Annotated in this window: 20 protein-coding genes, 1 tRNA gene and 1 pseudogene; 15 read left to right on the top strand and 7 right to left on the bottom strand. The window is 38.9% G+C overall.

Annotated features, from left to right (window positions below):
* Nucleotides 1-5 precede the first annotated feature (5 nt).
* Nucleotides 6-908, bottom strand: coding sequence for an EamA family transporter (locus GQ61_RS01245; protein ID WP_085783562.1), 903 nt, complete (start codon nucleotides 906-908; stop codon nucleotides 6-8).
* Nucleotides 909-1,889: 981 nt separating this feature from the next.
* Between GQ61_RS01245 and GQ61_RS09110 the strand changes: the two genes are divergently transcribed.
* The 3 genes from GQ61_RS09110 to phbB all read left to right on the top strand — a co-directional run bounded on the left by GQ61_RS09110 (nucleotide 1,890) and on the right by phbB (nucleotide 4,092).
* On the top strand, nucleotides 1,890-2,060 hold the full coding sequence (locus tag GQ61_RS09110) for a hypothetical protein (protein WP_157111101.1): 171 nt from the start codon (nucleotides 1,890-1,892) through the stop codon (nucleotides 2,058-2,060).
* Nucleotides 2,061-2,204: 144 nt separating this feature from the next.
* Nucleotides 2,205-3,374, top strand: a complete 1,170-nt coding sequence (locus GQ61_RS01230; protein WP_198157360.1) for an alpha/beta fold hydrolase — start codon at nucleotides 2,205-2,207, stop codon at nucleotides 3,372-3,374.
* On the top strand, nucleotides 3,367-4,092 hold the full coding sequence (gene phbB, locus GQ61_RS01225; RefSeq protein WP_085783558.1) for an acetoacetyl-CoA reductase: 726 nt from the start codon (nucleotides 3,367-3,369) through the stop codon (nucleotides 4,090-4,092). The genes GQ61_RS01230 and phbB overlap by 8 nt, the downstream gene beginning before the upstream one ends.
* 5 nt (nucleotides 4,093-4,097) lie before the next feature.
* Here phbB and GQ61_RS01220 read toward each other — a convergent pair whose 3' ends face one another.
* Nucleotides 4,098-4,598 carry a TlpA family protein disulfide reductase gene (locus GQ61_RS01220; protein WP_085783557.1) on the bottom strand — a complete coding sequence of 167 codons (501 nt, stop codon included), beginning with the start codon at nucleotides 4,596-4,598 and terminating at the stop codon, nucleotides 4,098-4,100.
* A 143-nt stretch (nucleotides 4,599-4,741) separates the two neighbouring features.
* On the opposite strand from GQ61_RS01220, the gene GQ61_RS01215 reads away from it, so the two are divergent.
* From GQ61_RS01215 to GQ61_RS01190, 6 genes are all read left to right on the top strand, one after another.
* Complete coding sequence (locus tag GQ61_RS01215) at nucleotides 4,742-5,509, top strand: hypothetical protein (RefSeq protein WP_085783556.1); 768 nt, start codon at nucleotides 4,742-4,744, stop codon at nucleotides 5,507-5,509.
* 67 nt (nucleotides 5,510-5,576) lie between these two features.
* Nucleotides 5,577-6,857 (top strand): DUF3570 domain-containing protein, encoded by a 1,281-nt coding sequence (locus GQ61_RS01210; RefSeq protein ID WP_085783555.1) that lies wholly within the window; start codon nucleotides 5,577-5,579, stop codon nucleotides 6,855-6,857.
* Nucleotides 6,858-6,871: 14 nt separating this feature from the next.
* Entirely contained in the window at nucleotides 6,872-7,132 is a 261-nt protein-coding gene (locus GQ61_RS01205) for a DUF4266 domain-containing protein (RefSeq protein WP_232317341.1), read from the top strand.
* Between the two features lie 18 nt (nucleotides 7,133-7,150).
* Nucleotides 7,151-8,059: an FAD:protein FMN transferase gene (locus tag GQ61_RS01200; RefSeq protein ID WP_085783554.1), complete on the top strand. Its 909-nt coding sequence runs from the start codon at nucleotides 7,151-7,153 to the stop codon at nucleotides 8,057-8,059.
* Between the two features lie 45 nt (nucleotides 8,060-8,104).
* Nucleotides 8,105-9,403 carry a DUF3570 domain-containing protein gene (locus GQ61_RS01195; protein WP_085783553.1) on the top strand — a complete coding sequence of 433 codons (1,299 nt, stop codon included), beginning with the start codon at nucleotides 8,105-8,107 and terminating at the stop codon, nucleotides 9,401-9,403.
* An 11-nt stretch (nucleotides 9,404-9,414) separates the two neighbouring features.
* Nucleotides 9,415-11,571: a protein-disulfide reductase DsbD family protein gene (locus GQ61_RS01190; protein WP_085783552.1), complete on the top strand. Its 2,157-nt coding sequence runs from the start codon at nucleotides 9,415-9,417 to the stop codon at nucleotides 11,569-11,571.
* Here the strand turns inward: GQ61_RS01190 and GQ61_RS01185 are convergent.
* The gene (locus tag GQ61_RS01185) at nucleotides 11,564-12,310 is read right to left on the bottom strand and encodes a 3-deoxy-manno-octulosonate cytidylyltransferase (RefSeq protein ID WP_157111099.1); all 747 of its coding nucleotides are present in this window, start codon (nucleotides 12,308-12,310) and stop codon (nucleotides 11,564-11,566) included. The genes GQ61_RS01190 and GQ61_RS01185 overlap by 8 nt on opposite strands.
* Nucleotides 12,311-12,362: 52 nt before the next feature.
* On the bottom strand, nucleotides 12,363-12,614 hold the full coding sequence (locus tag GQ61_RS01180) for a hypothetical protein (RefSeq protein ID WP_085783550.1): 252 nt from the start codon (nucleotides 12,612-12,614) through the stop codon (nucleotides 12,363-12,365).
* A 479-nt stretch (nucleotides 12,615-13,093) separates the two neighbouring features.
* Here GQ61_RS01180 and gpt point away from each other — a divergent pair, with 479 nt between their 5' ends.
* On the top strand, nucleotides 13,094-13,645 hold the full coding sequence (gene gpt / locus GQ61_RS01175; protein WP_085783549.1) for a xanthine phosphoribosyltransferase: 552 nt from the start codon (nucleotides 13,094-13,096) through the stop codon (nucleotides 13,643-13,645).
* A gap of 32 nt (nucleotides 13,646-13,677) precedes the next feature.
* Here the strand turns inward: gpt and GQ61_RS09105 are convergent, their stop codons facing one another.
* Nucleotides 13,678-13,830: a hypothetical protein gene (locus GQ61_RS09105; protein ID WP_157111098.1), complete on the bottom strand. Its 153-nt coding sequence runs from the start codon at nucleotides 13,828-13,830 to the stop codon at nucleotides 13,678-13,680.
* 59 nt (nucleotides 13,831-13,889) lie between these two features.
* Here GQ61_RS09105 and GQ61_RS01170 point away from each other — a divergent pair.
* Nucleotides 13,890-13,964 (top strand) — tRNA-Thr (locus GQ61_RS01170).
* 121 nt (nucleotides 13,965-14,085) lie between these two features.
* Here the strand turns inward: GQ61_RS01170 and GQ61_RS09360 are convergent.
* Both GQ61_RS09360 and GQ61_RS01160 read right to left on the bottom strand, forming a co-directional pair.
* Nucleotides 14,086-14,337 (bottom strand): annotated as a pseudogene (locus GQ61_RS09360) (MazG nucleotide pyrophosphohydrolase domain-containing protein); the annotation flags it as partial.
* 22 nt (nucleotides 14,338-14,359) lie between these two features.
* Complete coding sequence (locus GQ61_RS01160; protein ID WP_085783548.1) at nucleotides 14,360-16,945, bottom strand: PAS domain-containing sensor histidine kinase; 2,586 nt, start codon at nucleotides 16,943-16,945, stop codon at nucleotides 14,360-14,362.
* Between the two features lie 291 nt (nucleotides 16,946-17,236).
* Here GQ61_RS01160 and GQ61_RS01155 point away from each other — a divergent pair, with 291 nt between their 5' ends.
* The 4 genes from GQ61_RS01155 (at nucleotide 17,237) to GQ61_RS01140 (ending at nucleotide 22,593) form a co-directional block, all read left to right on the top strand.
* Nucleotides 17,237-18,043: a TatD family hydrolase gene (locus tag GQ61_RS01155; protein WP_085783547.1), complete on the top strand. Its 807-nt coding sequence runs from the start codon at nucleotides 17,237-17,239 to the stop codon at nucleotides 18,041-18,043.
* Nucleotides 18,033-18,812: an MBL fold metallo-hydrolase gene (locus GQ61_RS01150; protein ID WP_085783546.1), complete on the top strand. Its 780-nt coding sequence runs from the start codon at nucleotides 18,033-18,035 to the stop codon at nucleotides 18,810-18,812. The genes GQ61_RS01155 and GQ61_RS01150 overlap by 11 nt, the downstream gene beginning before the upstream one ends.
* 85 nt (nucleotides 18,813-18,897) lie before the next feature.
* On the top strand, nucleotides 18,898-19,683 hold the full coding sequence (locus tag GQ61_RS01145) for a rhomboid family intramembrane serine protease (RefSeq protein ID WP_157111097.1): 786 nt from the start codon (nucleotides 18,898-18,900) through the stop codon (nucleotides 19,681-19,683).
* Nucleotides 19,684-19,806: 123 nt separating this feature from the next.
* Nucleotides 19,807-22,593 (top strand): AMP-binding protein, encoded by a 2,787-nt coding sequence (locus tag GQ61_RS01140; protein ID WP_085783544.1) that lies wholly within the window; start codon nucleotides 19,807-19,809, stop codon nucleotides 22,591-22,593.
* The last annotated feature ends 1 nt before the right edge of the window (nucleotide 22,594 follow it).

Below are 22,594 nucleotides of genomic sequence, written 5' to 3'. Positions count from 1 at the left end.
ACTCTTTAGGCCTTTTCTATTCTGGATTCCTTTGCCGTAATAAAACGATTTGTAAGTCTTCTTGATAGTTGGTTCACGAATAATCCAATGATCGTAAGAGCGCTGGCGAGAATGGATGTTGTCGTTAAAGTCTCGCCAAAAGCAAAGTATGATGAAATCATGGCAAACACTGGGATAAGCAACATAAAAGGAGTTATTTTGGCAGGCTCATAATTCTTAAGTAATATCCCCCAAAGAGGTGTTGCGACAATCGTTGAGAAATAAGCTGTATAAAGAAGGCTAATTCCTGCATTAACCGTAAGTTTTGAAAAACCTTCAAAAACAGCCTGTGGACCTTCAAAGAACCAAGAAAGGCCATACATGGGGAGAATAGGAAATATGCAACTCCAAATAATAATCTGAAACATATTCAAATTGCGTTGCCCCCTAAGAATCATCGTAGAGCAGGCAATGGAAAGACCTGCAAATAATACGCAGAGAAACCCTCCAATAAAAATAGCCCCATCAATTTGAGAGCCTATGAGGGAAAAACCAAGGACCGCGATGCAGATTCCTAATAGTTCTATCATCTGTGGTTTGTATTGATAAAAAAAGATAGAAATAAGTAGGGTGAAAATAATGTGAGATTGAAGAAGAAGAGCCGTAAGTCCGGGGGTTAACCCAAGATAAATTGCGCTATAGCTCATGCCGAATTGACCAATCCATTGAAATAGGCTGATCTTAAAGAGCAACCCCCATGAACATTTTGGTCGTGGAACAAAGAAAATAAGAGGAATCAACGTTAAGATAAAACGAATCGTCAAAGAGGCAAAGGGGGGAAAAGACTCGTAGCTATATTTAATAGCGATAAAATTGCAGCCCCAAAGGAAGCATACGGCGAGTGCCATCAAAATATGTGTAAAAGCCACGTTTAAAGCCTCTTAGTTTCATTCTTGTTTCACATATAATGTAGTTTCGTCAAAAAGCAACCTTTGATCCAAAGATTGAAAATAATTAAAATAAGTTTTTGGCCCTGGGCTAGACTGCCGCGGCCAAGGGGCCTCGCAGGGGCCTCTCTTGTCATCACGAGCGAAGCGACGTGATCCAGTTAAATAAGCAATATGGACTGCCGCGGCCAAGGGGCCTCGCAGGGACGTGGTTTGGTTACCAATAAACACGCTGAATCGCCCCGCGGTTCTGAAAGAATCGGCGCGATGACGGCCTATAGAAGTGCGTCATCACGAGCGCAGCGACGTGATCCAGTTAAATAAGCAAGATGGACTGCCGCGGCCAAGGGGCCTCGCAGAGACGTGGTTTGGTTACCAATAAGCACGCTGGAGCGTCGCGGTTCTGAAAGACCAGCGCGATGACGTTTTCTGACGATGTTTTTTATTGTTCTTGGGTGATGACTCTTTCACTCCCCCATCGCCTGGGTGGCTCAGGACGCTGAGGGAGGAAAGAGCATGATACCGTTTTTCACCGGGGAAAAATTCTTTTAACACTCTAAAAATCTTCTTAAAAGGTCCTGGGCCGGCGGGCAACTAACCCTGTTCCTTCTAAAAGATCGTTTACTGTGTGGTCTTAAGATCTTAATGACCTCTTTAACTTCTTTCACGTATCCTTACGCCCATCCCTCTTGTTGGGGGAGAGAGGCAAGCGTAAATGTTATTCTGCAGAACAAACATAAGTCATATATATTATTAAATTACTCATATGTCAAGAAAAAAGATGTAAATATAGTATAAATTATTTTCATAAAATTATAACTATATAATAAAATAAATTTTTTTACTTAAAACTAAAGAGTCGGATGCAAATGTCTTTAAGGAGAAATGCTCAGAAGCAGTCTAAAAAACAAGCGTATTTATTTCTGCTGAGTTTTGGGTTAAGTTTTCAAACGGAGGCAAAATATGGACAAAAAACTAGAAGAATCCATTGGGCTTTATTTAGATGTTTTTGAAGCCTATTATCAAGAAATGATGCTCTCGCCTAGCTTTATGACAGCGACGGAAGAGTTTATGAAGCATGCCATAGATGTATGGCAAGAGGCTCTTGAGCAAGGGAAAGCTTTTAATCTATGAAGCGTCTTATGTCCTCATCCCCCAAAGATTTTGAGCAGGTTGCCATTGCCCTTTGAAAAAAAAAACAAGCAGAACGCCAGGTTTCGTTTAAATCCTTTCCATCATATAACGGCCATGCATTTGTGGGCAGGTGCTTTACAGACGATGATGGTTTCTTTACTTGAAAAAAATGTTGAGCCAATTTTCTTTTCTAAACAGCTTTTAAATGCCATTCAGCACATTAAAAAGTATCCAGATCAAGCAAAAGTTATAGAGAATCTGCAACGACAGGCTTTTGAAAGATATGGTACCTTTATGCAAGGAGCTATGGAGTATTATGAATCGCCCCGAAATAACGCGTTTGTTGAGGCTCCCACACTGTTGCAAGTAGGATCTGTGCGTGTAAAGGATTATGGCCAAAAATATAATCTAAAAGCTGGCACAGAGAAGGGGGTCATTTTATTTATCCCCTCTTTGATTAATAGATCACATGTTTTTGATATTCCTGAAAAAAACAGCTTGATGGCTTACCTTTCTAAGAATGGATATCGATGTTTGTTGGTTGAATGGGGAAATTATTCTGAAGAGCAAAAAGATTTCAGCCTCAGAGAGTATGTTCTGAATTATTTAAAACCTCTTATGAGCTTATCCAGACAACACTTTCCTGACTTGCCTTTTTATCTAACAGGGTATTGCATGGGGGGCATTTTAGGGCTGGGAGCGTTGATGGAAAGTAAGATAGACATTGATGGGATTATTCTCATGGCAACGCCGTGGGACTTTTCACAGCGATCATTTAAGAACAGGTCGTTTTTAAAATTGTGTGCAAGAATGGTTGAAATCGAAATTCAACACTCAGGTAAAGTGAGCGGATTTTTTCTCAATATGCTCTTCCACTGTCTTAATCCACTTGCGGGTATTCAAAAATTTCGCCGTTTTCAAAATTTGGAGCCTGCAGAGAAAAAGAAGTTTGTTGAACTCGAAGATTGGGTAAATGATTGTGTCGATCTAGCACCGAAGGTAGCAAAAGAATGTTTTGTGAATTGGTACTTAAATAATGAATTAGCTGAAACTTCTACACTTTCTTCTCTCAAAATTGATTTAGAGTCTTTAGACTTTCCTGTTTTAACGGTGATTCCAAAAAATGATCGCATTATTCCTGAAGCATCAGCCCTAAGTCTGGCAAAACAGTTACGGCAAGTTACAGTTTTGCAACCTCTTCTTGGCCATGTGGGAATGATTACAGGACGTAAGGCTAAAAAAAATGTTTGGCAACCGTTGCTAAGTTGGTTAAATACAAATCAAAAAATAACACAGTGGAGGAAATATGGCTAAAAGGATTGCGCTCGTAACTGGGGGCACACGTGGAATTGGAGCAGCGATTTCTAAAGAGCTGAAAAATTCAGGATGTACTGTTGCTGCGATCTATCATGGTAATGATGATGCTGCAAAAAAATTCAAAGTTGAAACAGGTATTAATATTTATAAATGGGATGTGAGCGATTACAAAGCGTGTTCAGCGGGCATTGCTCAAGTGCAAAGAGACTTGGGAAGCATTGATATCCTGGTGAATAACGCTGGAATTACTAAAGACGCCATGTTTCATAAGATGACCGAAGAACAGTGGCACGTTGTGATGGAGACGAATCTTAGTTCATGTTTTAACATGACGCGTTTGCTGATCGAGCCTATGAGGGAGAGGCAATTTGGACGCATTATTAACATTAGCTCAATCAATGCGCAAAAGGGACAAATAGGTCAGGTAAATTATTCAGCGGCCAAGGCTGGTATGATTGGATTTACAAAAGCTTTAGCGTTAGAAAATGCAAAAAAAGGTGTGACAGTCAATGCTATTGCTCCAGGCTATATCGAAACGGATATGGTGCGGGCTGTGGCTCCTGATGTCTTAGATAAAATCGTTGCGCAAATCCCTGTGGGACGCTTGGGTCATCCAGAAGAAATTGCTAGGGCCGTCGTGTTTTTGGCTTCTGATGACTCTAGCTTTATTACAGGTTCAACGTTTTCACTGAATGGTGCTCAGTACCTGAGTTAGAGGCTCTATTTATTAACAAGCTCTACAACTTTTGGTTTGATCTCCGATTCAAAAGTGTCCTCATAGAACCCCCCATGGGTGGACACAATATTGCCTTGGCGATCGAGTAAAAGTGCATAGGGCATGGTTGAAGGATTAAACTGTGATACAACCTGTGCATCAGGATCTGAAAGAATAGGATAGCTGACGCCTGTCGCCTTTAAAAACTCCTTGGCTTTATTCAGATCTGTATCGGTGTTAATCGCAAGAATAACAAATCCTTTTGATTTTAATTCTTTATAGAGTTGATCATAAAGGGGGAATGAGACGCGACATGGCCCACACCATGAAGCCCAAATATCAATGAGCACAACTTTTCCACGATAATCACTTAAACTAATGTGTCCCGATTGATTTAAGAGAGGAAGTGTAAAATTGGGGGTAGCGGATGCTGGGAGGCTATAAAATAAAAATACCCCAACAAAGACATATCTTATTGTTTGCAAGGTTAAACATTTAGTGATCATGATTCTCTCCTTTGTAAGATCTGTCGGTCGACTTCTGTTTAGGAGTGAAGTACTTGTTTTTATAACTGTTTACATTCTACTTAAAAAAAGTTAATAATTCATAAAAAGTTATTTTATAAAAATTAAAAACAGGGCTAACTTGAATGCGTATAACAAAAAAAATCTTTCCCTTAATTGGATTTATATCCCTCTCTATTGCTTCTTTACCTGTTAAGGCTATTTCTTATCCCCAAGGGACGTTTAGTATAAAGCCATTGACTATGAACTTTGCAAATATGACCTTCAATCTTCGTAAGCAAGACAGTATTATCAATGGAACAAGTCGTAACGCCTATAAAGGCTTTCGAGGCCTGGGGTTTAATGAATCGGTTCGTCAAGGAATAGGATATAGCATTGAGCTTGGTCTTACAGCCTTAGACGATTTTGAAGTTTTTACTGTCTTGGGCGTCTCATACGAAACGGGAATCAGTAACGTTGAAGTGAATCCTGCCGTGCCAGCTGCAGCCAGCCAAAGGTTTCTTAGTTTTAAATCCCGGACGAATTTTAATGCAGCTTTAGGAGCACGCTATTATTTTGATTGGAAAAAAAACTGGGTGCCTTTCATTTCAGGATCGCTTGGTGTTGATTTCCAATCACCCGTAAAAGCAACGGCACTCAATACAGTTGCAGGCCCTATCATCGGTGATTTTACAATACAAGGCAGTAAAGCTCTTTTAAAAGGCGCAGTTTTAGTCGGTGTCGATTATCGCTTTGATAAGCGATGGGCCATCACTTTTTCTACGGGCGCTCAATATTTACAGAGAACGAGAAGTGAAACGACCACGAATCTGTCGGGCATTAATGTGCGCTATAAGGACGGCAGAAATGAATGGTCAATGCCTGTTTTAGTAGCCCTTAAAATTTCATTTTAATTAAAAAAAGGTTGTTTATCTGGCTCGAAATAGTCAGACGAAGAATAATTGCAGACAGGGATAAGAAATGAAAAAAAATGAAAAAAAAATGAGTGCCCTTTCTTCATTGACGGCCATTGCCATGACCCTTCCGGGAATTGCGTTTGCACAAGAAAATGCTGTTTTACGGCCGGAAACAGCCCTTAAGTATACGCACTATGACGAAACAAAAAATCGTTATCAAATAGATGTTTACAATGGCTTCTTAAGCGTTCCCATCACAGAGAAGCTTGCTCTTAATCTTAATTTTAATCGTGAGACCATGTCTGGAGCATCAACGTCTCTTATGGCGCCAGGCGATTTCTTTGGTCATGGAGGTTCTCCTAATCAGCTCATCGAAATCAAAACTGGGGCTACTATTCAAGATCAACGCAGTGAAGCGAAAGCTAAATTGCTTTATAAGGGAGAAGGCTTTGATTATGGTGTGGGCACTTCTTATTCCGTTGAGAATGATTATCGTTCAACGACTCTTTTTGGTGATACGACACTCTATTTTAATAAAAAAAATACGGCGGTAACGTTGGCTGCGAGTCTATCGGGGGATAACGTTGATCCATCCTCAAAACCACCCACTATCTCTAGATTGGCGGCTACACGCGTGTATTGGAACATGGGGCATAAAAACACCCAGAAATATCATCTTGGTGTGCGTCAGGATCTAACAAAGCAATCTTTTATCCAACAAAACTTTGAATATGCTGTGGATACGGGCTTTTTATCGGATCCTTACAAAGCAATTTATATTTTTGGAGATGCGCGAACCGCCATAAGACCTGGAGCGATTTTTCTAGGTGCTTTTTCGCTTGATTATGATCGTCGTCCGAATTTTCGGGAAGCCTATTCGGCGGTCACCCGTTACGTTCATTATCTTGAGAGTTTTGGATCGTCTGCTCACTTTGATTACCGTTTCTCAGCCAATAGTTGGAAGATAAAGTCCCATACCTTTACGTTGGCCTATTATCAGCCTTGGGAGACATGGGAATTTAACCCATCCGTGCGCTTCTATACACAAAGTGAAGCAGATTTTTATGGAATGGCCTTTACGAATGCTCCTGGTGCCCCTGTCCCAGCGAGGCCTCTTCTACAAAATGGAAACGGTTCCTCTGATTATCGCTTAGCCAGTTTTGGTTCCATCAATGGAGAGTTTAGGGTTTCTAAGAATTTCACACCCGATATCAAAGCCAGTATCCTGGTAGGATATAACCATCGTAGCTATCGTTATGGATTTAACAGTAAGGATGTACAAAAAAATACGGGAAATCTATTTGCAACACGCTATGCATCCATAAGTATAAAAGTCCTTTTTTAAGGGAGAGAAAATTGATGAGACAGTTACAATCTTTAAAAAGAAACAGAAGAAGCCAAAAAATAAACATGAGTTTTGTAATCCTTGGTCTGTTAAGTGTTATTTTCTTGCAAGCCTGTACAAATATCGAACCCTGGGAACGGAATTACATGGCGGAATCCCATATGCTGTTAGATCCTTACCCCTTAGATTCAATATTATCAGATCATATCTATTTTAGTCGCGAAGGCACGTCGGGGGGGTATGGGCTGGGAGGAGGAGGGTGTGGATGTAATTAGAAGGTGTATTCCTCAACGATGAATTTGACCCTTTACAAATATTCCTTTGGTTGCATGGGGTGCCCTTGCGCACTCTCGCTTTATTCTAGCACTCCACAAATAGCTGAAAAAGTGGTAACGGCGGCTAGATATGAGTTAGATAGACTTGACCAGTATTACACCGACTATGCTGACACGAGTTTTACGGCAGAAATTAATCGCAGTGCCGGCCGTAAAGAGGGCATTGTTGTTGATGATGAAACAGCCATTCTTTTGGATTATGCCGATGAATGCTATCGAATCAGTGATGGCTTATTCGATATCACCGCGGGTGTGTTAAAAGATGTATGGAATTTTAAGATTAAAAATCCTAAGCTTCCCGAAGAATCGCGCATCAACGATTTATTGAAACGAACGGGGTGGGATAAAGTCATTTGGAAGAAGCCCCGTCTTACTTTGCCTATCAAAGGAATGAAATTGGATTTTGGAGGCGTTGTCAAAGAATACGCCGCAGACTTTATTGCTAATATTTGTCGCTCCCACGGGATCTACTATGGTCTTGTCGACTTAGGTGGAGATTTAGGCGTCATTGGTCCCCATCCCGATGGAAGACCGTGGGGAATCGGTGTTCAACATCCAAGGAAGCCTGGTGAAGAGATTGCCATCATCCAGCTAGAAGGGGGAGGCCTTGCCAGTAGCGGGGATTATGAGCGCTGTTTGGAAATTGAGGGAACACGCTATTCCCATATCCTGAATCCTAAAACAGGGTGGCCTATGGAAGGCTTAAGCGCGGTAAGTGTGGTTGCTGATTTGTGCATTATTGCTGGAAGCGCTTCTACCATCGCTATGTTAAAGGGAAAAGAAGAAGGGATTCAATGGCTGGAATCAACCGGATTACGTTATTTTTGTGCTGATCTTGATGGGCAGCCGCTTTCAAAACTCCAGTAAGAGAATTTATACACGCAAAAATATTTAATAAAAAAACGCAGAAAAATGATGAAAAATAAAAAAAAACAAACGAGTCTTTCTTCGCTTACCGCCATTGCCATGACCCTTCCAGGGATTGCATCTGCGCAAGAAAATTCTGTTTTACGGCCGGAAACAGCCCTTAAGTATACGCACTATGACGAAACAAAAAATCGTTATCAAATAGATGTCTATAATGGCTTCTTAAGCGTTCCAATCACAGAAAAGCTTGCTATTAATCTTAATTTTAATCGTGAGACCATGTCTGGGGCTTCACCGAGAATGAACGCTTCTGAAGCTTTTTTGAACCCTAACGCCTCCACTCATAAACTTGTGGAAGTAAAATCAGGCGCTACGATTGAAGATCAACGTCATGAGGTGAAGGCGAAATTAATTTATAAGGGGGATGCTGATTATGGTTTAGGAAGTGCCTATTCCATTGAAAAAGATTATCGTTCAACAACTCTTTTTGGCGATACGACACTCTATTTTAATAAAAAAAATACGGCGGTAACGTTGGCTGTGAGTCTGTCAGGAGATAACGTTGATCCTTCAGCAAAACCCCCCACACTTTCATTATCATTACCCTCTCGTGTGTATTGGAACATGGGGCATAAAAACACACAGAAATATCATCTTGGTGTGCGTCAAGACCTAACAAAGCAATCTTTTATCCAACAAAACTTTGAATATACCGTGGATACAGGCTTTTTATCGGATCCTTATAAACTTATTTTTACGTATGGTGATGCAAGAACGTCCATAAGGCCAGGAACACTTTTCGTTGGACCTAGCCTTACATTTCCTGTGGGATTTAGTATTGATTATGATCGTCGTCCGAATTTTCGGGAAGCCTATTCCGCAGTCACCCGTTACGTTCATTATCTTGAGAGTTTTGGATCGTCCGCTCACTTTGATTACCGTTTCTCAGCCAACAGTTGGAAGATAAAGTCCCATACCTTTACGTTGGCCTACTATCAACCTTGGGAGACATGGGAATTTAACCCATCCGTGCGCTTCTATACACAAAGTGAAGCAGATTTTTATGGGATGGCCTTTACGAATGCTCCTGGTGCCCCATTCCCAGCGAGGCCTCTTCTACAAAATGGAAACGGTTCCTCTGATTATCGCTTAGCCAGTTTTGGTTCCATCAATGGAGAGTTTAGGGTTTCTAAGAATTTCACACCCGATATCAAAGCCAGTATACTGGTGGGATATAACCATCGTAGCTATCGTTATGGATTTAACAGTAAGGATGTACAAAAAAATACGGGAAATCTATTTGCAACACGCTATGCGTCCATCAGCATAAAAGTTCTTTTTTAAGGGAGAAGAGATTGGCGACACACTTGCGATTTGTTAAGAAGGAAAGAAATAGGCACTTTTCATATCTTCTCATTGCACTTCTAATATGTCTATTTCCGCAGGAATCCAAAGGAGAAGTTGCCCAAAACAAAGAAACAACAAGATTCTCACAAGCTCAATTGATTACAGGAAAGAATAGTATTGGTTCTGAAAGTGATATTTTTGTAGGCTTGGAAATTGTAACCAAACCAGGCTGGAAAACATATTGGCGCTCACCAGGGATCACAGGCTATCCCCCCAAACTTAACTGGGATCAGTCGAAGAATTTTGAGTCCTTTCGTATCTATTGGCCTAAACCACATAGATTTTATGTGAGAGGAATTGAAGCAGTTGGTTATCTTGAAAAAGTACTCTTGCCCATTAAAATTACTTTAAAAAATCCTAAAGAAGCTTTCCATCTTGGACTTCGCGTAAATTACTTGGTTTGTGATATTGGAAACTGTGTTCAGGAAAAGGCTAGTTTTAATCTTGATATTCCAAAAGGTGATGGCTCGATAAGTTCTGAAAATTCTCTTATTGAAACGGCCTTGAAAGAAGTGCCCCATCTTGATACGGGGAAAGGGATGACCTTTGAGAGAGCTATACTTCATGCAAAAAGCAATGAACAGATTCTCGAGGTGATTGCTCATAAAGCGGATGGTTTTAAGCATCCAGAACTTTTTATCGAATCGAATAATAAGATTTTCTTTGATTTGCCTCAAATTGCGTTATCAAAGACCGCGACAATTGCTCAATTTCATATTCCTGTTTATGAAAATGAATCGAAGAAAAAACCTCCTTTTGAAAACCTTGCGGATAAGATGATTATTTTAACCTTGGTGGACGGCAACCAAGCTGTGGAAACTCAAAAAATAGTTGAGCCTGAAGGTAAACCATTCATAGGATATCTTTTGATTCTTTTGAGTGCATTTATAGGGGGGTTAATCCTTAATTTTATGCCCTGCGTTTTACCTGTTCTTTCTTTAAAAGTGTTAGGAATTGTGAAATCTGTTGGCAAACCAAAAGCGACTATTAGAAAAGAATTTTTTGCAACAGTGTTAGGAATATTAAGTTCTTTTGTTATTCTTGCTTTGATTGCGATCCTTCTTAAGGAACTTGGTCATGCAGTCGGCTGGGGTCTGCAATTTCAGCAACCCATTTTTCTGCTCGCAATGATTTTTATACTAACACTGATAGCATGTAATTTGTGGGGATTTTATGAGATTACGACGCCAGCCTTCATGAGTCGTTTTTTATCGGGAATTGGCTTATCAAGTACTGGTTTAGAAAGTCACTTTTTCACTGGTTTATTAGTGACAGTTTTAGCAACACCATGTACGGCACCATTTTTGGCTACTGCTCTTGGTTTTGCTTTATCGCGAGGCTCCCTTGAAATATTAATTATTTTTATGTTCATGGGATTAGGACTTTCAAGTTTATACATCATCTTTATGGCTTTTCCTCAGTTGATTCAGAGGTTACCAAAACCAGGAAGTTGGATGGTATGGTTAAAAAATATATTTGGTGGCTTCCTAATTTTAACCGCTGGATGGCTTTTTATATCTTTAACGTATCTAAAGGGATATGTTATTTCCGCATTGACTGCCGTATTGATGTTGGTAGTAGTGCTGATTCTGTCTCAATTATCAAAAATCAGACATTCTAAAAAATTATATGTTTGGATGTTTGTTGGGGCTGTTGGTTTTACGATAACTGTTTTACCTTACATAATTGGTGCACAAAATCCTCACAAGCATTTAGAGGCTCCTTGGCAGCCTTTTGAACCTGAAAAAATCGCGCGTCTAGTGAACGAAGACAAAATAGTTTTAGTCGACGTTACTGCTGATTGGTGTTTAACCTGTAAGACTAATGAAACATTTGCCTTCAAAAGAGAAAAAGTTAGGAAATGGCTATCCAATGAAAAAGTCGTTGCTATGCAAGCTGATTGGACAGCACCGAATGAAGCTATAGAGGCCTATATGAAGCAGTTTAATGTCTATGGCATTCCTCTTACTATTGTTTATGGCAAGAACTTTCCAGATGGTATAAAGCTTCCACAAATTTTAACGCCTGAAATAATAAAGAAGTTTTTAAATAAAGCATCTGATAGACCGATCATTGCGCTTCAAGATGTTCAGAGTGCTAATTAGAAGCTTTTAAAAGGGTTCTCATACGTTCTAGATCTTCAGGAGTGTCAACCCCCCAGGGAGCTTGGTCAATCAGAATCGCATCAATTCTCATGCCTGCTTCAAGAGCTCTTAATTGCTCTAAACGCTCTTGGATTTCTAAAGGGGAGGGAGCAAGCTTGATAAATCTCTCAAGAGCCGTTCGTCGATAAGTATAGATACCCACATGATGGTAATGGGGACCTGGTCCGGACGGAATAGGATGACGGCTAAAATAAAGAGCGCGTTCACTTCGATGGTCGATATTTCTTGCTAGTACAACTTTTACAACATTAGGATTATCACGTTCTTCAGTACTTTTTATTTCGGTCGCCATCGTGACAATATCAACGGTTGAGTCTTCAAGAGGAGGCAACGTTTCTTTGAGAAGCTTGGGCGGGAAATTGGGCAGATCACCTTGTAAATTAATGATGGTATTAAATTGATGATCAGAATCGAAGCTTTTTAAGGCTGCATAAATACGATCGGATCCAGAAGGTAAGTCTGGATCGGTCATGACAGCGGTCCCTCCTAAGTTTTGAATAATACTTTTGACAGGCTCGCTATCACATGCAACAACAACGGGGCCAAGCTGTGCGGACACTGCCTGTTCCCAAACATGCTGGATCATGGGTTTACCACAAATATCCTGCAAAGGTTTTTCTGGTAAACGTGTCGACTTTAAACGTACGGGAATGATAATGATTGGTTTCATATTTCCTATTTAAAGAAAAAAGGATCTTCTGTCACCTGATTTGATTAACTTTATAAAAGAGCTATTTGTCGAAGGCTTGAAGAAATTTAATTTGTTGAATGCAGAGCAAAATACGCTCGAGTATATCCTGTGGTCCACCCCCCATATTCTCTTCTTCTGCAATTTCCATGAGTTTAGCATCATTGGCCCAAAGTCTGAGAATGGCAAGTTTTTGTTCATAGTCGAGCTCTGTATCTTTGACGACAGCTTCAGGTGTGCCAAATACTTTGGCTGGATCTATAAGGGCACGCTCATATTTTAAATTGTAAATCATCACAATTTCCCCCTTAATACTTATATTAATATTTATTAATAAAATAAGTATTAATGGAGTTATTATTTACGGTTAATAAAAGTTATAAAAATAAATCTATCGTTTTGATGTTGAAAGGGGTTTTTTAGCATAAACCATGAGAGAGGCTAGGGGAGCGGAATATCCAAAGAAGGATTCGTCTCGGAGTATAATTTTCACGTGTCTTAATCCTGCGCGGCGAAGTACATTTCTGTAATGTTTTTTTGAAGCTAAAAGCTGCTCTGTTACAAAAAACAAGGAAATAAATAGTAAGTTTAACAGAAAGTTTTTCACCGTATGGGAATCTCAAAATCTTATTGAAAACTATGGATCATATAGGGTGGGTTTTTAAAAAAATCTAGGATTAATGCTGAGCATTGAAAAAATTATTTAATTTCCTTGCATATGCTATTTTAAGTTGCTAAAAAGCCTGAAAATTTTTAATCAGGGGGATTCAAACAATGCAATTAAAGAATTTACTTATAACTTTAAGTTTACTCAGCATGCTTAATGTATCATCTAATTATCTACACGCCAGTTGTCAAGTGTTGGAGACTAATGAAGAAAGTCTTCCGCAATCTAAAAAACTTTACATCAAAGGAAAGCAGTTGGCGGCTCTTTCTGATGTGCTTAAAGAAAAATTGGCGCAACAGAGCTTCAAAGGGATTGTGGCTGTTACGAGAGGTGGCTTGGTTCCAGCAGGCTATTTAGCACATCGTTTGGGGATTCGTACGATTGAGACTCTGGGGCTTTCGAGCTATGATGATCAGAGCAAGCAACAGAAGGTTCTTAAAGTAGAAAAGCCCTTGGATTTACAGGATGGAGGAGAAGGTTGGTTGATCGTTGACGATATATCTGATACGGGCAAGACCTTTGAGTATATTCAAAACCTTTTTCCAAAAGCCCATCGTTTGGCCTATATCGTAAAACCGCAGGGTGAAAAATTTGTTAATGTTTATGCCATGGATGTAGCTCAAGACACTTGGGTTGTGTTTCCTTGGGAAATTGACTGAGCAACCCTAGGCAGAGTAAATGCCTAAGAAGATTATTTCTTCTTGGGCTTTGCCTTACGACGGAGCAAGTTTTTCCTTAATGCTGCAGCTTCGCGTTTGAGGCGAATACTTTTCCTGTCGGGAAGAGTTTCCTTACCTGATTCTTTTGTCTCAGTTTTCGTATCTGTGTTTGAATTTTCTTTCATTTGATTCCTTGAATATACCTCTTGAATCGTATATGAACTAATACGAAAAAAACTTCAAGGCCGCCGTGGCTCAGTGGTAGAGCACACCCTTGGTAAGGGTGAGGTCGAGGGTTCGATTCTCTCCGGCGGCACCATTTTTACTTGCTCTTTTGCTTTTTTCCATAGACCATAGAGTTCTTCAGGAGTGAGATCATGCAATGATTTCTGAGATTCGCTTTGATGTATTTTCATTAAGATCTCAAATCTGGCTTTAAATTTTGTATGGGCGTAGATGATGGCTTTTTCAGGATCAATTGAGAGAAAACGACAAATTTCTAAGGCCCCTAAAAGCAAATCTCCTACTTCTTCCAGGAGTCTTTCGTCCCCTTCGTTATGAAGCAACGCTTCTTTTATTTCTCTTACTTCATCAATCACATTCGCCGACAAAGGGTCAAAAGATGGCCAACGAAACCCTTGTTCATCAACATTTTTGAGTGTTTTTAAAGCCGATTGCCATGGGTCATTCATAATATTTACCTGCGTTCAAAGGTTATCTAGTGAGGGCTTTAACCTTTGAAGACACTTGCTCTGGCGTTTGCGCATAACGAGGAAACATCACTGTAAAGGTTGAGCCCTTATTATACTCAGTATCAACTTCAATCTTTCCACGCAAGAGCTCTGCAAAACGTTTCGTAATACTGAGTCCTAGACCTGTTCCACCGAAGCGTCTGGTGGTGGATGAGTCTGCTTGGGAAAAGGGTTTAAATAGTTTTTTCAATTGTCCTGGGCTGACCCCAACGCCTGTATCTTTTATTGCAAAGCATACAAACTCTTCATTTCTGAGGCTTTTGGTATAAACTTTTAATGTAATTTTTCCTTTCTTTGTAAACTTACAAGCATTGCTAAGAAGGTTCAGCAAACACTGCCGAATGCGTGTAAAATCTGAGTGCATTTTTCCAATAGTGTTTGGGCACTCTAAAATTAGTTTATTGCTATTGTTTTTTGCAGCAGGTTTAACTATTTCAATAACAGTTTTAGCTAATTTATTGATATCAATCTCTTCTGTATAAATTTCTAATTTTCCCGCTTCTAACTTTGAGAAATCCAAAACACTATTAATGAGTGTTAAAAGGTGCTGGCCTGATAATCGTATTTTATGAAGATCTTTATAATTACTGGACCGAGGATTCATATCTTCCATGAGCAGTTCACTATACCCGATGATCGCATTTAATGGTGTTCTGAGTTCATGGCTCATGGTTGCAACAAACTCATTTTTTGCTGTGTTTGCTCGTTTTGCTGTTTCAAGTGCTTTTGCTAGTTCACGCTCTCTTAAAACGCTTTCTGTCACATCTTGAGCAAAACAATAGTTACCTTTAAAATAACCTTCGTCAGAGAAGATTGGAATCATAACAAAGTGCTTATAAAAAGTACTACCATCTTTGCGTAAGGCTCTAATTGTTGATTCATAACGCTTATCGTGGCTTTTTTTATAAGTAGATTCGAAATTTTTAGCCTCATCCGGGTGAATGCCATTCACACAAATCATGCCCTCCATCTCTTCTTCAGTGTAACCGTACATATCAGCGTAGGCCTTATTAACATTAGAGTAAGAGTGCTTTTGATTAATAATAGCTATTCCTTCCACTGCATTTTCAAGAGCAAGTCTTAAATTTCTTGTGTTTTCACGATGTTCTCTACTTTCAGTGATATCAAAGACAATGCCAATGACGTGAGTGCGCAGACCTTGATGGCTTATAATGCGACCAGTTTCTGACACCCAGCGTATCTTTCCATTGGCACATTGGATTTTATGCTCTATTGAAAACGAATGACCTGGGATCGGTTTATGTCCAATAGCCTCAAGCATATATTGATGGTCTTTCTTATCTATAGCCATAGAACTTATAAGATTTTTTCCTATAAAGTGTTTTGCATTGTATCCGGTGATTTCGTGGATGGCATCGCTCATAAATTCAATGACCCAGTTACCATTTTCATAAAAGGATCGATAAACGGCTCCAGGAATATTAGCGACAATACTATTATTTTTAATTTGCGTGAGATGCAGATCATAACGGATCTTTTCAGCTAAATTTTCTGCATTCAAGCGTTCTTTATTCACTGACCACAGTAACCAGGCTAAAAGAAAACTAAGGATCACACCTAGGGCAAAGGCAATATAAATGACAATAGGTTGATGAAAGAGAGCAGAGTCAGCGTCGGCTATAACTTTTATTTGAAGGACATGATTACCGATAAAAATCGGAACAGTCTTTTCGATTTTCGATTCTGTTTGTGTCCCTCTGTTAGAATAAATCAACCTAGTGTTATCTTTCATATCGTAAATTTCTACGATAAAATCTGGAGGCATAATTTTTTCGAAAAAATCTTTAGTTTTTACGGATAATAAAACCCAGCCTCTAAATTTATCTTGTGCAATATTCTTAGAAAGATTTTTTGGATAAGAAACTGAGGAAATGAAGTGAATATTTGGATTTTTAGCATCTTCTCCAGGGTAGTGATCTATACCTATCAGCTGATAGATGTCTCTTTTTTCTTGTGTTAAAAGTTCATTTTTTAAAACTGTATTACTGCATGCATTATAGCCTAGTAGATCTTTATTTGTACCATAAGCAACAATGCAATAATCTGATACGGGTGTTTTAGGAAAGAAATCGAAGATCTTTTGAGGATAGTATTTCTTTGCCCAATCATTAAAAATTTTTTTATAAGACACGAGATGTTCAGGATTGACGTATTTAATATATGATACATCATAAAGCCCTAGATATTCTTTGTTTGAAAATATTTTAGAAACGTAATCCATCCATTCATCTAAGGTCACCATCTCTTGGGCTGTGAAGAAATTTGCTGTTGATTGTGTTAAAAGCCCAAAAGTATGATAGCGATTTCGGATGCCATTTTGGATTTTAGTCACTTCTTTTTCAAAAACTGCGTTTTGATATTGTACTTGTTGGGTAAAGTTTAATAAGCAAAGAAAGGCAGTGAGAGCGATGCCACAAAAGAAAGCGTAATATACAGATCTAGATGGACGCACAAAGGTTTTATCTTCTCTACTATTAAATAAAGAATTGATAGATTCTTTTATAAAAGATGGGCGTGATTTGTTCAAAAGAACCTCTAAAATATTGCATCAAAGCCTCATTTTTAATAAAAAACCTTACTATAAAGTTAGCAAGAAGATTTTTGACGAATTCCTGAAATCTGATGTTGCACAAAAGACTCATTCAATACTTTCGTTAAAAAAATGTTATCCGCAAAACCTGGGGATATTTCTTGGGATAGGAGATGAAATCCATGAGTGACTATGGTTTTGACGGTCATGCCTAAATTTTAATCATCTAGATTTTTCGGAGATTTCCAGGTAATCTCTTTTTAAAACGAGCTTACATTAAGATGATTCATGTTTATCGATAGCCATTGCCATTTAAATTTTGAAGACTTTAGTACAGATCTTGAACCGACAATTACCCGTGCCCGTGCCGAGGGAATAGATACTTTTTTGACCATTTGCACCAAATTAGAAGAAGCGGGCGATATTTTAGCTGTTGCTGAAAAATATCCCTATGTTTTTGCATCCGTTGGAGTGCATCCTCATGATTCAGGACCAACATTAGAAAAATTTGGTGCAGAAGGCATACGAGAAACTTTGATGCGTTTTTGTGAAGAAAAGAAAATAGTAGCTTTAGGCGAAACAGGTCTTGATTATTATTATGACAATAGTGATAGAGAGTCTCAAAAAGATTGTTTTCGTCTCCATCTTCAAGTGGCATTAGAGAAAAACCTGCCTCTCAGTATTCACACCAGAGATGCTGAGGAAGATACCATTAAGATATTAAAGGAATTTCCTGGCGTGCGTGGCGTGATTCATTGTTTTACAGGTACGCCCTGGTTAGCAGAAGAAGCTCTTAACCTTGGTTTCTATATTTCAGTTTCTGGGATCGTTACTTTTAAAAAGGCCGAGTCTATTCAGGAAACCATTCGTAAAGTCCCCATTCATAAACTTTTATTAGAAACAGATGCGCCTTTTTTGGCACCGACTCCTTTGAGGGGCAAAAGAAATGAACCTGCCTTTATGAAACATACCGCTGAATTTGTGGCTCATTTAAAAAATATGTCCTTGGAAGAATTGGGCAAGAGAACCACGGAAAATTTTTATATGCTTTTTAATAAAGCAGTTAGATCTGGAGATCCTAGGAATGCAGTCTAAGGCAATTATACTTGGATGTGGAGGCTCAGGAGGTGTTCCGTCCCTAGGGCCCAATGGTGGATATTGGGGAGCTTGTGATCCTAAAAACCCCAGAAACATACGATCAAGAACTTCCTCATATATAGAAATGTCTGGAGTTCGCATTCTCATTGATACATCAACGGACTTGCGTCAACAGTTTTTAAAAAACAATTTGACAGATTTTGACGCTGTTTTGTATACGCACGCACATGCAGATCATACCCATGGTATTGATGAATTACGTGCCTTGTTTTTTGTTCGTAATGAAAAATCAATTCCAGTTTATGGGACAGCTGAATGCATGAAAGATATTGAGCGTCGATTTAACTACCTTATCACTCCAACGTCGGATGTTTACCCTAAGGTCTTGATTCCAAATGTCATTCAGTGTGATACTTTTTATGTTCAAAATTTAGAAATTCTGGCTTTTCAACAAGGCCATGGCAATCAGCCTAGTACAGGTTATAGATTTGGAACGATGGCATACTCTACAGACTTTAATTATTTAAGTGAAGAAAGTATTGAAAAGCTTAAGGGATTGAAAATATGGATTGTGGATTGTCTTTCAAAAGAGCCTCCAAGAAGAACTCATAATCATTTAGATCTTACGTTGCATTGGATTGAACGCGTGCGACCTGAACGTGCCATTTTAACGCACATGAATGCGACTTTAGACTACGACTGGTTACAGTCTGTTCTGCCTCAAAATGTTGAACCAGCCTTTGATGGAATGATAATTGAGTTTTAAAGAAGGGGTTGATGAAAAAGAAGCTCTTGCTTTGTAAGAGGCTGAAACCCAAAAGAATAACATCCGAAGATTAGGAAAAAGAAGAGTGTTACAATTTCTCCGTGCTATAAAACCGATGCCATTAACCACTGGTTTTATAGTATTTCATGCGCTCTATTTTTTTGCTCAAGTTTTCTTTCCTGTCCTTCCTTGGACAGGTTTTTTGCAATCTGACATCTCAACATTGATCGCTTTTGGAGGAATTTTTCGAGGGATGTTCGATTTTCCCATCCTAGCGGAAAGTGCACTCTATAGATTCCTTACTGCAGGTTTTGTTCATGGAGATTTTATTCATTTCATCTTGAATATGCTCTGTCTTTACATGGCTGGAGGCATTGTTGAGGTATTCTTTGGTCGACTTTGGTATGTCGTTGTTTATTTTTTGGCAATCCTTGCTGGCGCCAGTTTTTCATTGATTTTTAATGCACCTGAAACAGTTAGTGTTGGTGCTTCAGGAGGGATCATGGGGCTCCTTGCAGCCAATATTATGATGGCTAAGTTTCGTCTCTATGATCCTAAAGGACATTTAAGAAATGCTATTTTTAGAGAAAATTTGTCGATCTTAATTCCAAGCTTATTGCCATTTATTGGTGAATTAACCAGTGGTCATGCTGTGGATCTTTCTGCGCACTTCGGAGGAGCCATTGGAGGTAGCCTTGTTGCAGGATTTATATTTTTTGTGTTTTGGCCTAAGGTAGACTTGAGACCGAAGGGAAAATGGTTCTCAGGAATAATTGCTCTTGGTCTTATTCTTTTTGCCGCTCAAGGCATTCATATTCTTTCATCACAGTATTCTGTGATTAAGAAAGATTTTTTACAGCATAATAATTAATAAGCTGTGTTTTTTTGTGAGAGATGGCAAAGTTGAATAAAAATTAACCTATCTGATTAAATATTATATGAAGAAATTTAATTCTTTTTATACTACACTACAGAAAAACTAAGAATAAATGTAATGAAACAGGGATATCAAGATCAACAGAGTCGTCTGATTAGATTGACTGAAGAATATCTCAAGGAAATAGGTGTTCATCGACCAATCCTAGAAATCACTCTGCAATCAAAATTAGAGCGGGATTTAGGGATCGATAGCCTTGGGCGTGTAGAACTTTTTCATAGAATTGAAGAAGAGTTTAAAGGACACTTGCCTGAAAAATTCCTAGGCGAAATTGAATGTTTAGAAGATATTTTAAGGATTCTTGCTGAGCAAAAAATTATTGCTTCACAAAACAGGCCTTCAAACAAAATTAAAAAAATTATCAATCGAAAAGAACATCATTTCGACAGCGATACACTTATTGGAAATTTGAGGAAATATGCTCTTGATCATCCTGATCGTCCTCATATTTATCTCTTAAATGAACATGGAGAAGAACTGGTTATTACCTATGGTGCACTTTATGAAGATTCTCAAAAGGTTGCGCGAGGCTTGATTTCTAAAGGACTTAAGCGGGGACAAACAGTTGCGATTATGTTGCCAACGTCGGAGGATTTTTTCCCAGCTTTTTTGGGTATTCAACTCGCAGGCGGGATTCCTGTGCCCATCTATCCACCCTTTAGAGCTAGTAAAATTGAAGAATATATTAAACGTGAAGCTAAAATCTTATCTAATGCAGAAGTTCAGTTCCTTATTACATTTGAGCAAACAAAAGGCATTAGCAAAATTTTACAATCCTTTATTCCTTCTTTAAAAGGTGTTTTTACCGTTGACTCTCTAAAGAAAAAGACAAGCCCTTATTCTAATAATCATGTGTTGTCATCAGATCCGGCTATGATTCAATATACTTCTGGGAGTACGGGTGATCCAAAAGGAGTTTTATTAACCCATGGTAATATCATTGCTAATCTGAAATCCGCTCAAGAGGTTATATCCCTAAAGCCATCTGATGTTATTGTCAGTTGGCTTCCGCTTTATCATGATATGGGCCTCATTGGATCATGGTTGGGAAGTTTATATTTTGGGGCTCCTTTGGTTTTAATGTCGCCTCTTACATTTCTAAATCGTCCGGATCGTTGGTTGTGGGCAATCCATGTTTATCGAGGAACTCTCTCTGCTGCACCAAACTTTGCTTATGAATTGTGTTTAAAGAAAATAAAAGATGAAGATATTGCGGGACTTGACCTCAGTTGTTGGCGTTTAGCACTTAATGGCGCTGAGAGTGTCCAAGCGTCAACGTTGGATAGGTTTTACAAGCGTTTTAAAAGTTGCGGACTAAAACAAGAAACACTCTATCCTGTTTACGGTCTTGCTGAGAGTACAGTTGCACTTACATTCCCGCCTTTAGGTCATAAACCTAAAATCGATATAATCGATCGGGAAATTTTTGAAAAGCAAGGCAAGGCTATGCCATCAAAAAAGAATAGCGGTGTGACAAGAATCGTTTCTTGTGGAAAACCTATTCCTCATCACTCTGTGAAAATCGTCGATGAAAAGGGGAGAGAATTACCTGAACGAAAAGTGGGGACTCTTTGGTTCAAAGGGCCTTCCAGCATGCAAGAATATTATCATAATCCTGTAGCAACCAAAAATATTAGCCATAATTCTTGGTTGGATTCAGGGGATCTGGCCTATAAGGTTGATGACGAAATATACCCAGTTGCACGAAAAAAAGATGTCATTATTAAAGCTGGACATAACCTTTATCCACAAGACATTGAAGCAGCGACAGAACTTGTTTCCGGTGTTCGTAAAGGCTGTTCTTGTGCTTTTGGAGTAAGCAATCCTGAGCAAGGAACAGAACGTTTAGTTATTGTTGCGGAAACGAATTCAAAAGAGAAATTTGAACGAGATAGAATTGTTCAAAACATAACCGCACGTATTTCTGATGTGTTAGGTTTTCCACCCGATGAAGTGCTCCTCACAAATCCAGGAACGATACCTAAAACATCCAGTGGAAAATTACAACGATCAGCGTGTAAAGCAGCCTATCTGCGTAATGAGCTGAAAAGAGCGCGAATTCCCTTATGGATTCAGATTGTTAAATTATCAGTCTTTAGCTTTCTTCTTAAACTCGGTAAAGGCGCAAAAGAGAGTATGAAAGCAATTTATACTCTCTATGTTTTTTGCGTTCTTTTAATAATCGTTGGACCTTTTATCATCAGTATCGCTTGTGTCTCTAATAACCTAGCACCTAAACTGGGCAAACTATGGTCTAAAATTATCCTGCTCTTATGCGGGATGTTTTATAGAGTAAGAGGTCATCAATATTTAACAAAGTGTCATCCCACAATTTTTGTGGCCAATCATGCCAGTTACATTGACGCCATTGTTTTAACCGCTGTTCTACCTGCTGGGACTATTATGATTGCCAAGGAAGAATTGCTGCACTTCGCACCTTTAAAATGGCTTTTAACAAAGTTAGGGCATGTAAGTATTCATCGTCAGGAATTTAAGCAGAGTGTACGCGATTATCACAAGATTGAAGACATTTTAAAGTTTGGTCATTCAGTACTTATCTTTGCGGAAGGGACGTTTACTTTTGCCCAAGGAATTCGACCTTTTAAAATGGGCGCTTTTCAATTATCGGTTGATAAGAAAGTTGCTTTATGTCCTGTTTCCCTCAAAGGAACGCGTCAGGTATTAAGAGACGAAAGTTATTTTCTAACCCCTCATATGATTGAAATTTATGCGCATCCTCCCATTATTCCTACAACAAAGGGTTGGAGAGCAGCGCTTAAACTGAAGAATATCGTGAGACAGATTATTGGTGAATCATCAGGCGAACCGCTCTTAAGACATTAAT

Origin of the sequence: Candidatus Nucleicultrix amoebiphila FS5 (assembly GCF_002117145.1) — a bacterium.
Lineage (GTDB): Bacteria > Pseudomonadota > Alphaproteobacteria > Caedimonadales > Nucleicultricaceae > Nucleicultrix > Nucleicultrix amoebiphila.
The sequence above is the reverse complement of the archived record's forward strand: the minus strand, read 5'-3'. Positions and strand labels throughout refer to the sequence as shown.

Coding starts and splice junctions, on each gene's coding strand:
- GQ61_RS09110 (WP_157111101.1), top strand. CDS start 1,890: ATGGACAAAAAACTAGAAGAATCCATTGGGCTTTATTTAGATGTTTTT.
- GQ61_RS01230 (WP_198157360.1), top strand. CDS start 2,205: ATGATGGTTTCTTTACTTGAAAAAAATGTTGAGCCAATTTTCTTTTCT.
- phbB (WP_085783558.1), top strand. CDS start 3,367: ATGGCTAAAAGGATTGCGCTCGTAACTGGGGGCACACGTGGAATTGGA.
- GQ61_RS01220 (WP_085783557.1), bottom strand. CDS start 4,598: ATGATCACTAAATGTTTAACCTTGCAAACAATAAGATATGTCTTTGTT.
- GQ61_RS01215 (WP_085783556.1), top strand. CDS start 4,742: ATGCGTATAACAAAAAAAATCTTTCCCTTAATTGGATTTATATCCCTC.
- GQ61_RS01210 (WP_085783555.1), top strand. CDS start 5,577: ATGAAAAAAAATGAAAAAAAAATGAGTGCCCTTTCTTCATTGACGGCC.
- GQ61_RS01205 (WP_232317341.1), top strand. CDS start 6,872: ATGAGACAGTTACAATCTTTAAAAAGAAACAGAAGAAGCCAAAAAATA.
- GQ61_RS01200 (WP_085783554.1), top strand. CDS start 7,151: ATGAATTTGACCCTTTACAAATATTCCTTTGGTTGCATGGGGTGCCCT.
- GQ61_RS01195 (WP_085783553.1), top strand. CDS start 8,105: ATGATGAAAAATAAAAAAAAACAAACGAGTCTTTCTTCGCTTACCGCC.
- GQ61_RS01180 (WP_085783550.1), bottom strand. CDS start 12,614: ATGATTTACAATTTAAAATATGAGCGTGCCCTTATAGATCCAGCCAAA.
- gpt (WP_085783549.1), top strand. CDS start 13,094: ATGCAATTAAAGAATTTACTTATAACTTTAAGTTTACTCAGCATGCTT.
- GQ61_RS09105 (WP_157111098.1), bottom strand. CDS start 13,830: ATGAAAGAAAATTCAAACACAGATACGAAAACTGAGACAAAAGAATCA.
- GQ61_RS01155 (WP_085783547.1), top strand. CDS start 17,237: ATGTTTATCGATAGCCATTGCCATTTAAATTTTGAAGACTTTAGTACA.
- GQ61_RS01150 (WP_085783546.1), top strand. CDS start 18,033: ATGCAGTCTAAGGCAATTATACTTGGATGTGGAGGCTCAGGAGGTGTT.
- GQ61_RS01140 (WP_085783544.1), top strand. CDS start 19,807: ATGAAACAGGGATATCAAGATCAACAGAGTCGTCTGATTAGATTGACT.